Annotated in this window: 10 protein-coding genes; 7 read left to right on the top strand and 3 right to left on the bottom strand. The window is 53.4% G+C overall.

What is annotated here, in order from left to right; translation table 11 throughout:
* Window positions 1-113: 113 nt before the first annotated feature.
* Both ACOZIO_RS17960 and ACOZIO_RS17955 read left to right on the top strand, forming a co-directional pair.
* Window positions 114-920, top strand: coding sequence for an inositol monophosphatase family protein (locus ACOZIO_RS17960; RefSeq protein WP_421595555.1), 807 nt, complete (start codon window positions 114-116; stop codon window positions 918-920).
* 225 nt (window positions 921-1,145) lie between these two features.
* Window positions 1,146-2,708, top strand: coding sequence for a methyl-accepting chemotaxis protein (locus tag ACOZIO_RS17955; protein WP_421595554.1), 1,563 nt, complete (start codon window positions 1,146-1,148; stop codon window positions 2,706-2,708).
* A 10-nt stretch (window positions 2,709-2,718) separates the two neighbouring features.
* Here the strand turns inward: ACOZIO_RS17955 and ACOZIO_RS17950 are convergent, their stop codons facing one another.
* Window positions 2,719-4,812 carry a putative bifunctional diguanylate cyclase/phosphodiesterase gene (locus tag ACOZIO_RS17950; RefSeq protein WP_421595553.1) on the bottom strand — a complete coding sequence of 698 codons (2,094 nt, stop codon included), beginning with the start codon at window positions 4,810-4,812 and terminating at the stop codon, window positions 2,719-2,721.
* 265 nt (window positions 4,813-5,077) lie between these two features.
* On the opposite strand from ACOZIO_RS17950, the gene ACOZIO_RS17945 reads away from it, so the two are divergent.
* From ACOZIO_RS17945 to ACOZIO_RS17935, 3 genes are all read left to right on the top strand, one after another.
* Complete coding sequence (locus ACOZIO_RS17945; protein ID WP_421595552.1) at window positions 5,078-5,746, top strand: glutathione S-transferase family protein; 669 nt, start codon at window positions 5,078-5,080, stop codon at window positions 5,744-5,746.
* Window positions 5,747-6,273: 527 nt separating this feature from the next.
* Complete coding sequence (locus tag ACOZIO_RS17940) at window positions 6,274-7,641, top strand: NCS2 family permease (RefSeq protein WP_129954779.1); 1,368 nt, start codon at window positions 6,274-6,276, stop codon at window positions 7,639-7,641.
* A 167-nt stretch (window positions 7,642-7,808) separates the two neighbouring features.
* Window positions 7,809-9,458: a Na+/H+ antiporter gene (locus ACOZIO_RS17935; RefSeq protein WP_129954778.1), complete on the top strand. Its 1,650-nt coding sequence runs from the start codon at window positions 7,809-7,811 to the stop codon at window positions 9,456-9,458.
* Window positions 9,459-9,530: 72 nt separating this feature from the next.
* Here the strand turns inward: ACOZIO_RS17935 and ACOZIO_RS17930 are convergent, their stop codons facing one another.
* Complete coding sequence (locus tag ACOZIO_RS17930; RefSeq protein ID WP_129954777.1) at window positions 9,531-10,409, bottom strand: LysR family transcriptional regulator; 879 nt, start codon at window positions 10,407-10,409, stop codon at window positions 9,531-9,533.
* Between the two features lie 142 nt (window positions 10,410-10,551).
* Between ACOZIO_RS17930 and ACOZIO_RS17925 the strand changes: the two genes are divergently transcribed.
* Together ACOZIO_RS17925 and ACOZIO_RS17920 are read left to right on the top strand one after the other, a co-directional pair.
* Complete coding sequence (locus ACOZIO_RS17925) at window positions 10,552-10,974, top strand: CidA/LrgA family protein (RefSeq protein ID WP_129954776.1); 423 nt, start codon at window positions 10,552-10,554, stop codon at window positions 10,972-10,974.
* A complete protein-coding gene (locus ACOZIO_RS17920) occupies window positions 10,967-11,656 on the top strand; it encodes an LrgB family protein (RefSeq protein WP_129954775.1) in 690 nt (229 codons plus the stop codon). Before ACOZIO_RS17925 ends, ACOZIO_RS17920 begins: the two co-directional genes overlap by 8 nt.
* A gap of 594 nt (window positions 11,657-12,250) precedes the next feature.
* Here the strand turns inward: ACOZIO_RS17920 and ACOZIO_RS17915 are convergent.
* Window positions 12,251-13,012 carry an amino acid ABC transporter ATP-binding protein gene (locus ACOZIO_RS17915; protein ID WP_013577309.1) on the bottom strand — a complete coding sequence of 254 codons (762 nt, stop codon included), beginning with the start codon at window positions 13,010-13,012 and terminating at the stop codon, window positions 12,251-12,253.

Genomic DNA, 13,012 nt, shown 5'->3' with positions numbered 1-13,012 from the left:
TATAGAATGTTTAGCACTGGTTTGGCAAGTGACAGCTTGTCATTTTTTATTCATCGATTCCGGTGCATTCTATAAAGGTGACTTACTTCCTTCAGACTGAAAAATCAGGATTTATGATGACGAACACAACGATGTCGGCGCGTCTGGCGATTGCCGGTCAGATTGCGGCACAGGCCGCTGAACTGGCGCTGGGTTTTTTTAACCGCCGGGACGCCATCGAGGTCAGCAGTAAACGCACCCAGGATTTCGTTTCTGAAGCTGATGTGGCGGTCGAGCAGTTTATCCGCAGCCAGCTGGCGCAGCATTTCCCGCAGGACGCGGTGATCGGTGAAGAGATGGGGGGCGTACTGACGGATGCCCCCTGCTGGGTGATCGACCCGATCGACGGAACGTCGAATTTCCTGCGTGGTTCGCCGCTGTGGGGCGTATCACTCGGACTGGTAGAGAATAAAAAGCCGCTGATCGGTATTGTGGCGCTGCCGGTATTAAACGATCTGTTTGCGGCAGAATCCGGCAAGGGGATTTTCCTCAACGGCAAGCTGTTTCGTCGTGATGATCGTTTTGAAGATGTGCAGATTGTGTCGCTGGGTGACAGCTCGGACGACAAACTCGACGAAGCCTCGGCATTTTATCAGGGCCTGCGTGCAGCAGACTGGTCGGTGCATTGCTATCGCTGCACGACCGTCGGCATGGTGTTTGCGGCAAAAGGTATTATCGGCGGGCATTTGCAACGCCGCACGACGCTGTGGGACATTGCAGGTGGCACGGTGCTGTGCCAGGAAGCCGGACTGGACACTGTGGTCAAATTTGCCAGCACCGCAGACGGCATTGAGGATTATCGCCATATGTCAGTAGCCGCCGGCACGGCGGATCTGCTATCGGCAGTCATTCCGCTATGGCCCGGATTTGAACCGAAGTAAGTGGCGGTAATCGCTCTCTCTTTATGAGAGAGCAAATTGTCGAAACGTCTGTCAGATCCTATTTTTAACGCTGGCCGGTAACATGAAAAATTCGTCCGGTAACCCTAAAATTACATTTCGAAAGTCAGCATTTAACAAAATGAAATATAGTTTCATTTTCACTAAAGTTCCCTCTGTTCCGGCCGTTATGAGTGTTTCCTGTCACTGACTTTCCGATGTGCCCAGATGAAAAAGATCATCAACCTTTCCATACTTGCCCGTTTGCTGGGTGCATTTGCACTCGTCCTGAGTTTGCTGTTAATTTTGGCGGCGATGTCAGCCTGGCTGCTTAACAGCAGCAATCAGCAGATTGAAAACTACCGCGCTTACCGGCTTCCCGGTGTGCAGTATCCGCTGGTGATGCGTGGCACGCTGGCAGAGTTACGCCTGCAGCAGGTGCAATATATCGCCTCGCCGGAGGGTGCTCCGCGTGACGGGCACCGGGGCGAAATCCTTCAGGCAGTGGCCACCTTTAAAAACGCGGAAAATGCGTATCTGAAGCTCAACAGCGGCGGCAGTCAGTCAGATCTGTTTAAGCAGATCGTCGCTAATTTTGAGCAGTTTTCGCTGGCGAATAATCAGGTTATTGCGGCAGTTGAGCGCAATGATATTGCGCAGGCCACACAAATCAGTGGCGATAACTCACGTAAATACCGTACACAACTGATGGCGGATCTGGCAACGCTGGTCAAAAACGAGCTGACCAACAGTGAAACGGCGGCAGCGGATGCCCGCAGCAGTTACCATACGGCCAGCGCGATGTTTTTAGTGCTGGTCTGTGTGGCTTTTATTCTTTCACTGGCCATGGCGCTGCTGCTGGCGCGCACGCTGGTGAAGCAGCTCGGCGGGGAGCCGGCATATGCCGCATCTATCATGCGTGAAATTGCCGCCGGTAATCTGGCGGCAAAAATCACGCTGAAACCGGGTGATAGTGGCAGTTTGCTGGCTTCGCTGAACGGCATGAATCAGCAACTGAATAAAACCATTCATCAGATTATGGAAGGCAGTGAATCCATCAATCATGCCGCCAGTGAAATTGAACAAGGCAACGTGGACTTATCACAGCGCACCGAAGAACAGGCGGCCTCGCTGGTGCAGACCAGTTCCAATATGCAAAACCTGACCATGACTGTCAGCCAGAATGCCGAGAATGCCCGGCAGGCGAGTCAGCTGGCGCTGGAAACCTCGAAAACGGCGTCTCAGGGCGGCGTAATTGTGACGGGGATGCAGGCGCATATGCGTGATGTTTCGGGCAGTTCGAATGAAATCATCAATATCATCAGCGTGATTGAAGGCATTGCCTTCCAGACCAACCTGCTGGCGCTGAACGCTGCTGTGGAGGCGGCGCGTGCCGGTACGCAGGGCAAAGGGTTTGCGGTGGTAGCGAGTGAAGTGCGGGTGCTGGCGCAAAAAAGCGGGCAGGCGGCAAAAGAAATTAAAGATCTGATCCAGGGCACCGTCAGCAAAATTGCCGAAGGGTCACAGCAGGCCGATCGCGCCAGTAAAGCCATGAGTGAGATCGTCAGCTCGGTGAATAAAGTGGCAGAAATTGTCCGGGAAATCTCGACGGCAAGTTCTGAGCAGCACACCGGTATTCACGAAGTGGGGATTGCCGTTGATCAGATGGATCGGGTTACCCAGCAGAATGCCGCACTGGTGGAGCAGGCGGCGGCAGCGGCGCAATCCCTCACGGAACAAAGCATTGATTTGCGCAACGCCGTGCGGTTTTTCCGCACGGCGACAGCCTGAGCCGCGCGCATCAGCCTTTATGCGTCAGGGGGAGTTTTGACTCCCAGTCCGTATCGGGGTGTTGGGCAATTTGTTGGGGCGTCATCGGACGTCCCAGAAGATAACCCTGCAAGGTATCGCAGCCCAGTTGCGTCAGGAATTCCTGCTGTTGGGTAGTTTCAACGCCTTCGGCCACCACTTTGAGATTCAGCGTCTGGCCGAGGGCGATGATCGCAGAAACAATACTGGCATCTTCGCTGCCTGCAATCAGGTCGTTAATAAATGCGCCGTCGATTTTCAGCTCACTGGCGGGCAGACGTTTCAGATAGAGCAGGCTGGAATAGCCGGTACCGAAATCATCAATCGAGGCTTTTACGCCGTACTGTGTCAGGCGCTCCAGAATTTCTACGCTGCTATCCGGGTTGCGCATGGCGGTGGTTTCGGTGACTTCCAGCGTGAGCATTTCAGGCGGGATCTGATGGCGTTCAATGGTTTCTATCACCATTTCGACCAGATTCGTCTGTTCAAATTGCAATGTGGAAAGATTCACCGCCACCGTCCATTGCGTATGCCCGGCCATATGCCATTCCCGCAACTGGCGACAGGCTTCGTTCAGCACCCATTCGCCGATCGGAATAATCAGGCCAGTTTTTTCTGCCAGCGGCAAAAACACATCAGGGCTGAGGATGTTACCCCCGCGCTCCCAGCGCAGCAGTGCTTCGAAGCCGCTCACCGGCCCGTAAGGCGCAATAAATTTTGGCTGATAGTGCAGGCGCAGCTCATGGTGTTCAATCGCCAGACGCAAATCATTGAGCATCTGCAACTGGTTCTGCGCGTTGGCGTTCATCGACGGCTGGAAGAAACTGTGGCCGTTGCGACCGGAATTTTTGGTGTGATACATCGCGGCGTCGGCATTGAGCATCAGCTCGCGCTCATTCTCTCCATCGCCCGGATATACTGCAATCCCCACGCTGGCAGAGACCAGCAGTTCATAGCGGGAAACATAAAACGGACGTGCAATCAGATGTACCAGCTTATCGGCCAGTTGTGACGCATCGGTCGGTTCGGTGATTTCAACCAGCAGTACAAATTCATCGCCGCCGAGACGCGCCAGCGTATCCGCCGCCCGGAGCTGTGATTGCAGACGTTCAGTGACGGAAATTAACAGCTGATCGCCGATGTGATGGCCGAAGGCATCGTTAACCGCTTTAAACCCGTCGAGATCCAGAAACAGTACCGCAAATTGCGATTCACCACGCAACGCTTTCTGAAGTGCCTGACTCATGCGGTCTTCCAGCAACAAACGATTAGGTAAACGGGTCAGATTGTCGTGCAGCGCCAGTTGGGTCAGCTCGCGGTTTGCCTGTGCCAGCGAAGACGCCAGAATTGAGGTGCGTGCCTGCATCCGGCCATCGAGAATAGAGATGATCAAGGTGATGGCCAGAATCGCCAGCGTGACCACAATCACCAGTAACGCCAGCCAGTTATTATCCACGCCGCTGAACGCTGCCATACTGTGACTGTCCGTCGGGAATCGGGCTGCCTCCATGCCGATGTAATGCATACCGACAATCGCGGTGCCCATTATCACCGCAGCGCTGATGCGCAGCAGGCGGACATTAGGCGACTGCTGGCGCAAATTGAATGCCATCCACAGCGCCGCGCCGGAAGCGACAATCGCAACAACAACAGAGAGCACCACCCAGCGGTAATCGTAGGTAATGGGCGGCATCATCTGCATGGCGGCCATACCGGTGTAATGCATAGCGGCAATACCGCCGCCCATCAGTAAGGCACCGGCAAATAATCGTCTGGTCGGTAATTCCTGCAGACAGACCAGCCACAGCGCGAAGGCTGAGGAAATGATGGCGATCACCATAGAAAGCAGGGTGATGAAAGGGTCATAACCCATCGGCATCGGGGAATTAAAAGCCAGCATGCCGATAAAATGCATCGACCAGATGCCGATGCCCATTGCAATGGCGCCACCTGTTAACCAAAGTCGGGAAGCCCTTCTTTCCGTGGTGGCGACCCGGCCCGCCATATCTAGCGCGGTATAAGAGGCAAGCATTGCAACAATGAACGAAAACATCACAAGCACATTGTTGTAATTACTGGAAAACATGTGAGGCTCCACAAAGAGAGAGTCGATAGCGACGGGCTGATTTTTATCCGGCGATAATGGCATTAAGAATTATTAAAGGCGAATGAACTTACGATATTTTTTTCGTGTAATTAAGATTAATCCGTAAGTGATTTTAATCAAATAAAAAGTTTTTTGATAAATTAATCCTGAAGAAAGGGAGGGTTTTAAAACGAAACAGATACGCGTTTTGAAAGCGTTGTCTATAGTTAACAAATAATTAAATGAAACAGGACGACAGACATTTATGTTAACAGTGCATCATTTGGATAATTCCCGTTCGCAGCGAATCTTATGGATGCTCGAAGAACTGGACATTCCTTACGAAATCAAACGTTATCAGCGGGATAAAAAATCCATGCTGGCACCGGCATCACTCAAAAAAATTCATCCTCTGGGCAAGTCACCCGTAGTGGAAGATAACGGACTGATCCTCGCGGAATCCGGCGCCATTATTGAATACCTGCAGGAGGTGTATGACGATGCGGGCACGCTGAAACCCACGGCGTTTGCTGAGCGTCAGCAATATCGCTACTGGATGCACTACGCTGAAGGATCGCTGATGCCTTTGCTGGTCATGAAGCTGATTTTCAGCCGTCTGGGTCAACCGCCAATGCCATGGCTGATCCGCCCGATTGCCGGCGCGATCGGGCAGGGCGTGCAGAAAAATTATCTGGATAAACAGATCCATACTCATCTGGATTATCTTGAACAGCACCTGGTAACTCATCCTTATTTTGCCGGTTATCAGTTCAGCGCAGCAGATATTCAGATGAGTTTCCCGATAGAAGCGATCAATGCCCGGTCCGGACTTGGGAAATACCCGCAACTGAATGCCTGGCTATCAAATGTGACTGCACGTCCGGCCTATCAGAAGGCGCTGGAAAACGGCGGACCATTTAATATTTTACGTTAATCCATTACGCGCTTTTATATTATTCAGGCATTGATTGCGCGTGATGGGGTACGCAATCAGCGCCTGATAAAAATAAACCACAATAAATACCCTGCTATTTATTTCGCCTCTTTTTCTTCCTTTTTTGCCACCGGATAAATTTCCACCACAATCGCGTTTTTATTGACCGGACAACGGTAAATTATTGCCATTCACAGTTGATGTGCGCCGGTTAAAGGCGAGATAATCGTTTGCGTACCTCCCCTTCATACTTCACGTTGCAGACGTGTTGGCTACGGTCGGTCACCCGAATCACTTACCTGAGTAAGCTCATCGGGATTCCCTTCCTTGCCGCCTTCCTGCAACATGAATTATTTGGGGCGTTTTTTTAATGAGTCCCCGCCATACGCGCTGCGAGTTAAACGTTTGCTTTGCCGTACTGACGCTGTTTCCGGCGATTCAGGACGACAAATAAGGAAAGGAACGTGCAGAAACGGTTTCATAATGACCACGCCGGCTAATCAGTAAAGACATTCAGAGGATTTTCCATGTCGAGTCAACAACCTCAGGCGGGCAGCGCCGTTGCGCCAAAAAGCCCGCTTGATGCTTTTTTCAAAATGAGTGCGCGTGGCAGTAATGTCCGTCAGGAAGTGATAGCGGGCTTAACGACTTTCCTGGCGATGGTATATTCGGTCATTGTCGTGCCATCCATGCTCGGCAAAGCAGGCTTCTCGCCAAGTGCAGTATTTGTTGCGACCTGTCTGGTTGCCGGTTTTGGTTCCTTGCTGATGGGCCTGTGGGCAAACCTGCCGCTGGCGATTGGTTGCGCCATTTCTCTGACTGCCTTTACCGCTTTTAGTCTGGTTTTGGGCCAGCATATCAGCGTACCGGTGGCACTCGGCGCGGTATTTCTGATGGGCGTCTTGTTCACTATTATCTCGGTGACGGGCATCCGTTCGTGGATTTTGCGCAATCTGCCAACAGGCGTTGCGCATGGCACCGGTATCGGTATTGGTTTATTCCTGTTACTGATCGCCGCCAACGGTGTTGGCCTGGTGGTGAAAAACCCGCTGGACGGCTTACCGGTGGCACTTGGCGCGTTCACCTCTTTCCCGGTAGTGATGACATTACTCGGTCTGGCGGTGATTTTTGGCCTGGAGAAACTGCGTGTTCCGGGTGGCATCTTGCTGGTGATTATCGCGATTTCGATTATCGGCCTGATCTTCGATCCTGCCGTGAAATATCAGGGTTTGTTTGCGATGCCTTCTCTGGCTGGCGCTGACGGCAAATCGGTGATTTTCGATCTGGATATCATGGGCGCGCTGAAAGCTGCGGTATTACCCAGTGTACTGGCCCTGGTGATGACGGCGGTGTTTGATGCCACCGGCACCATTCGCGCGGTCGCCGGTCAGGCCAATCTACTGGATGAAAACGGGCAGATCATCAGCGGCGGCAAAGCCCTGACGGCTGACTCCGTGAGCAGTATTTTCGCTTCCCTGGTTGGCGCTTCTCCGGCTGCGGTTTATATCGAATCGGCAGCCGGCACGGCGGCTGGCGGTAAAACCGGCCTGACAGCCACCGTGGTCGGTGTGCTATTCCTGCTGATGTTGTTCCTGTCTCCGCTGTCTTATCTGGTTCCTGCTTACGCCACCGCACCTGCGCTGATGTACGTTGGTCTGCTGATGCTCAGCAACGTCACCAAACTGGATTTCAGCGATTTTGTTGACGCGATGTCAGGGTTACTTTGCGCGGTCTTTATTGTTCTGACCTGTAACATTGTCACCGGCATTATGCTCGGTTTCAGCGCACTGGTGATTGGCCGTATTTTCTCCGGCGAATGGCGTAAACTTAACGCTGGGACGGTGATTATCGCTGTGGCGCTGGTGGCGTTTTATGCGGGCGGATGGGCGATCTGATCTGTTTGCTCCTCCCTCTTCGCAGGGGGAGGAGCAAATCCTCTCTGATGTAACCGCACGCACTGATTTAAATCACATCTCCTTTTGATCTACTATTCCTTAGTTCGCTCCGGACTCACTCACCTGCGTCTGGCTGAAATTTATAAAAACAAGAGTCTAAGGAAAGCATGGAAATCTTCTTTACCATTCTGATTTTGATTCTGGTGGTGTCGCTCTCCGGCGTCGTCACCAGAATGTTGCCGTTTCAGGTTCCTCTTCCGTTAATGCAGATTGCTGTCGGTGCCTTGCTGGCCTGGCCAAATTTTGGTTTGCATGTGGATTTCGATCCTGAGCTGTTTCTCGTCCTTTTTATCCCGCCGTTACTGTTTGCTGATGGCTGGAAAACCCCGACCCGCGAATTCCTCCACCACGGGCGCGAAATTCTCGGGCTGGCACTGGTGCTGGTGTTACTCACCGTCGTTGGTATTGGCTATCTGATTTATATGATGGTGCCGAATATCCCGCTGGTGGCCGCGTTCGCGCTGGCAGCCGTGCTTTCACCAACCGATGCCGTGGCGTTGGGCGGGATTGTCGGTAAGGGGCGTATTCCGAAGTCGATCATGGGCGTGCTGGAAGGTGAGGCGCTGATGAATGACGCATCCGGCTTGGTCTCCCTGAAATTTGCTATTGCTGTGGCGATGGGCACGATGATTTTTACCGTCGGCGGTGCAACGGTCGAATTTCTTAAAGTGGCGATCGGCGGCCTGATGGCCGGTGTGGCGGTGACGTGGTTATACAGTAAATCGCTGCGCATCATGAGCCGCTGGAGCGGTGATGATCCGGCGACACAAATTGTCTTCCTGCTGCTGCTGCCGTTCGCCTCGTATCTGATTGCCGAACATATCGGTGTGTCGGGCATTCTGGCCGCAGTGGCGGCGGGGATGACCATCAGCCAGTCCGGCATTATACGTAACGCGCCACTGGCGATGCGCCTGCGCGCGAACAGCGTGTGGGCGATGCTTGAGTTTGTGTTCAACGGCATGGTGTTTATCATGCTGGGCCTGCAATTACCGGGGATCCTTGAGAACTCTATCGATCAGGCCACACACGACCCGTCTATTGTGACATGGCATCTGTTTGCCGACGTCGGGATTATCTATTTTGCGCTGCTGATCCTGCGTTTCGTCTGGCTGTGGGTAATGAAGAGTTTCAGCAACCGTTTTCTGAAAAAGAAACCGCTGCTGTTTGGCAACTACAGCACGCGTGAGCTATGGGTGGCCTCTTTTGCGGGTGTGCGAGGGGCCATTACGCTGGCCGGTGTGTTGTCGATTCCGTTATTCCTGGCTGATGGTTCGGCGTTCCCGTCGCGTTATCAACTGGTCTTTCTGGCGACCGGCGTCATTCTTTTTTCACTGATCGCGGGCGTGATTGCCTTGCCGTTCCTGCTCAGAGGTGTGGTGGTGGCTGACGGCACGACCTACCGTGAAGAAGAACGCATGGCGAAATCGATCGCTGCAGAAGTGGCGATCGAAAGCCTGCATAAAATGGAAGAACGTCTGGCGGCAGATACCGAAGAAAATATCGATGAACAGACGCTGAAGGAGATCAGTTCGCGGGTGATCGGGACGTTACGACGACGCACGGCAAACCGTGATGATATGGAAACCGCGCTGAAGCTGGAAAATCTGGAGCGCCGCTTCCGTCTGACTGCATTGCGTGCGGAACGTGGTGAGCTTTATCATCTGCGCGCCACGCAGAAAATCAGTAACGAGACCCTGCAAAAACTGCTGCATGATCTGGACTTACTCGAAGCATTGTTAGTCGAAAAAGAAGTGTAAAAGTTACAAGCAATATCAGGAACCGCGTGTGCTGCAACGTTCACGCGGTTTTTATTTCCCACTAACTTCCCGCTATTTCCAGTAATCCCTGCACAGAGTGATCCAGGCCTGCGCACTGTGCGAGAGATAACTGCCCTGATGCCAGATAAGCCCGAGCTGCCACGGCATCAGCGGATCCAGCGGTAGCCACATCAGCGCATTTTTATCCAGCCGCTGGCAGACCGGTTCCGGCAAAATCGCCACACCCATACCGGTTTGTACCATCGCTGCCAGGAAATCCCATTGCCCGCTGCGTGCCGCAATTTTTGGCGTAAAACCGTGTGAGGCGAAGGCATCCATCAGCTGGCGGTACAGGGCAAAATCTTCGTTATAAATCAGGATGCTTTCTTCAGCCAGTTCGCTTATCGACATACGCGTCCTGTTCAGCCAGTGCGGGGTGCGGGGCATCACCACACACATCGGATGGCTGAAAAGCGGCAGAGAGGCAATAGAAGGCACAGCGTCCGCCGGCAGGGCGGTGAGGGCCAGATCCAGTTCGCCGGATATCACCGCCTGTTGCACCGTCAGGCCGCCAAACTCGGAAATAATCAGTTCGATGCCGGGATATTGCTGGCGAAAACTGCCGATAAGCGGCGCGATTTGCGTACCGACCATCGGGGGGATGCCCAGCCGTAAATGACCGGATTTCAGCGAGTTAATGTCTTCCAGTTCTGCTTCCAGCTGGCGAAACTCTTCAAGAATATTCAGGCCGCGCTGATACAACGCCTGACCACTGTCGGTCAGCCGTAAGCGGCGTCCTTCGCGGACAATCAGCGTGCATGCCAGTTCTTCTTCCAGATGACGCAGCATTTTGCTGATTGTCGGCTGGGTGACAAATAACTTTTCCGCTGCGCGGGTAAAGCTCTGCTGGCGAACCACTTCGACAAAATAGCGTAAGGTACGAACGTCCATGGGCGGATATTCTCCCGGTCAGATCGGCGAGTCACGAAGTATTCCAAACTGGAATCATTTTTATAATTTTAATTCATTTCTTTACCGGTTTCCTGCCAGCGTATACTTCTTTTTCACTCTTTCCTCTTTCGAGGTTATTCCCATGTTGTTGGCGTTGCGCACTAAAGCGCCGTCCCTGCTGACCCGTTGCCAGATTCCTGTTCAGGTGGTGCTGTATGCGGTGTTATTCGTTATAGCCGATCGCCTTGTCACTGCGCTCCATCTGCCTTTGCCTGCCAATATTGTCGGGATGCTGATGCTTTTGCTGCTGATTATGTTCCGTATTTTACCGGTGAAATGGGTGAAAGCCGGTTCCCGCTGGCTACTGGCAGAGATGCTGTTGTTCTTTGTGCCGGCCGTGGTGGCTGTGGTGAATTACGCCCAGTTGCTGATGATCGAAGGCTGGAAAATCTTTCTGGTGATTGGTATCAGCACGATGCTGACGCTCGGGGCGACCGCAGTGGTCGTTGATAAAGTGTATCGTCTGGAGCAACGTCTGGCGGCGAGGAAGGCAAACCGTGACTGATTTACTGATCAGCATGTTGTGTTTCGTGGTCACCCTCGGGCTGTATTACGGCAACAAAAAACTGTACCGCCAGAAACGCACATTGCTCCTGATGCCGCTGGTGTTCACACCCATCGTGCTGGTGATTTTGCTGGTGGTGACGCATACGTCGTATCAGGATTACATCGGTGAAACGCACTGGTTGCTGTGGTTGCTCGGGCCGTCAACCATCGCGTTTGCGGTACCGGTTTACGAAAATATGGCAGTGATCCGTCGTCACTGGATGTCACTCAGTGCAGGCGTGCTGACGGCGATAGTGGTTGCCGTCAGCAGTTCGGTCTGGTTGGCACGCATGCTGACGCTGCCGGAAGAAATCCAGCGCAGCCTGGCGGTTCGCTCCATCACTACGCCTTTTGCGCTGGCCGCCGCTAAACAAATGGGTGGCCAGCCGGATCTGGTGGCGCTGTTTGTGGTGATCACGGGCGTCTTTGGTATGGCGGTCGGCGATATGCTGTTTCTGCGCCTGGCGGTAAAAAGCGGTCTCGCAAAAGGTGCCGGTTTCGGTGCGGCGTCACACGGTGCGGGCACGGCGAGAGCTTATGAACTGGGTGCGGAAGAAGGTGTGGTGTCGAGCCTGGTGATGATGCTGGCGGGGGTTGTCACGGTCGTGATTGCGCCGGTGATCGGGGGGCTGATGTGGTGATGATCTTTTGAAAAAGATCTGAAACTTTAAGTTCAAATTCAAGGTTGTGGGCGTCGGCCCACACCGAACAGAGACCCGGTAACGCGCGGGCCTCTGGACTCCGCGCTTTTTTAACTGCGTGCTTCGCTCGCTGGCCATGTTTCAGGTGCGGCAGCGACAGCCGCAAAATCCCGCCGCTGCGCGGTGCCCTCCCGTCGGGTTACAACCCGCGCAAACTACCGCGCGGTTTTCCACCTCTCGTCCGGCGATATTTTGGAACCGGCCTCAACGTTAACCTCACAACCTCACCATCTTCTTTTAAAAAAGCCTGCGGGCGATTCAGAAAGCTTGCTGAACGGAGCGGCCTGGAGACCAGAGGCTCCAGGACCGAGGGAAGGAACCGCGCAGCGGCAAGATTTCCAGCCTGTCACTGTGGTGGCTGAAACATAGCCAGCGAGCGATAGCGCGTGTTGAAAAAGCGAGGGGAAATCCAAAAGGGGAAAAGCACTTTCCCCTTTTGGGCGGTTTCGGCGGCAGCCGCTAAGCGAGCACCGCTATTGAGAAACCGAAACCTTCACCATTCCGTTCATATGCCGGTCAAGCTGCGGCCTCAGCTTAATGGATCACCTGCGATAAGAACTCCCGCGTCCTCGCTGATTTCGGATTGGCGAAGAACTCCAGTGGTGGTGCCTGTTCGACGATCTCCCCGCGATCCATAAAGATCACCCGGTCGGCGACGGTTCTGGCAAAGCCCATTTCATGCGTCACGCACAACATAGTCATGCCTTCTTCTGCCAGCGTAATCATGGTGTCCAGTACCTCTTTCACCATTTCAGGGTCGAGTGCAGACGTGGGTTCATCAAACAGCATGATTTTAGGCTTCATACACAGCGAACGGGCGATGGCTACGCGCTGCTGCTGACCACCGGAAAGCTGACCGGGGAATTTATGCGCATGTTCGGCGATGCGCACACGTTTCAGGTAATGCATCGCCAGTTCTTCGGCTTCCTTCTTCGGCATCTTACGCACCCAGCACGGTGCCAGGGTACAGTTCTGCAACACGGTCAGATGCGGGAACAGGTTGAAGTGCTGAAATACCATACCGACTTCGGTGCGTACGCGTTCGATATTGCGCAAGTCATCGTTCAGTTCAGTGCCGTCCACTACGATGCGCCCTTGCTGGTGCTCTTCCAGATGGTTAATGCAACGAATGGTCGTTGACTTCCCGGAGCCGGAAGGGCCGCATAACACGATACGTTCACGCGGTTTCACGCTCAGGTTGATATCTTTCAATACGTGGAACTGTCCGTACCACTTGTTCACGTTTTCCAGCGTGATCATCATATTTTGGTTTTCAGTGACTTGATGGTCGCTCAT

This window comes from Rahnella sp. PD4, from assembly GCF_049199325.1.
GTDB classification, from domain to species: domain Bacteria; phylum Pseudomonadota; class Gammaproteobacteria; order Enterobacterales; family Enterobacteriaceae; genus Rahnella; species Rahnella perminowiae.
This window is presented reverse-complemented; position numbering and strand designations above follow the sequence as displayed.

Coding starts and splice junctions, on each gene's coding strand:
- ACOZIO_RS17945 (WP_421595552.1), top strand. CDS start 5,078: ATGTTAACAGTGCATCATTTGGATAATTCCCGTTCGCAGCGAATCTTA.
- ACOZIO_RS17935 (WP_129954778.1), top strand. CDS start 7,809: ATGGAAATCTTCTTTACCATTCTGATTTTGATTCTGGTGGTGTCGCTC.
- ACOZIO_RS17955 (WP_421595554.1), top strand. CDS start 1,146: ATGAAAAAGATCATCAACCTTTCCATACTTGCCCGTTTGCTGGGTGCA.
- ACOZIO_RS17950 (WP_421595553.1), bottom strand. CDS start 4,812: ATGTTTTCCAGTAATTACAACAATGTGCTTGTGATGTTTTCGTTCATT.
- ACOZIO_RS17925 (WP_129954776.1), top strand. CDS start 10,552: ATGTTGTTGGCGTTGCGCACTAAAGCGCCGTCCCTGCTGACCCGTTGC.
- ACOZIO_RS17930 (WP_129954777.1), bottom strand. CDS start 10,409: ATGGACGTTCGTACCTTACGCTATTTTGTCGAAGTGGTTCGCCAGCAG.
- ACOZIO_RS17940 (WP_129954779.1), top strand. CDS start 6,274: ATGTCGAGTCAACAACCTCAGGCGGGCAGCGCCGTTGCGCCAAAAAGC.
- ACOZIO_RS17915 (WP_013577309.1), bottom strand. CDS start 13,012: ATGAGCGACCATCAAGTCACTGAAAACCAAAATATGATGATCACGCTG.
- ACOZIO_RS17960 (WP_421595555.1), top strand. CDS start 114: ATGATGACGAACACAACGATGTCGGCGCGTCTGGCGATTGCCGGTCAG.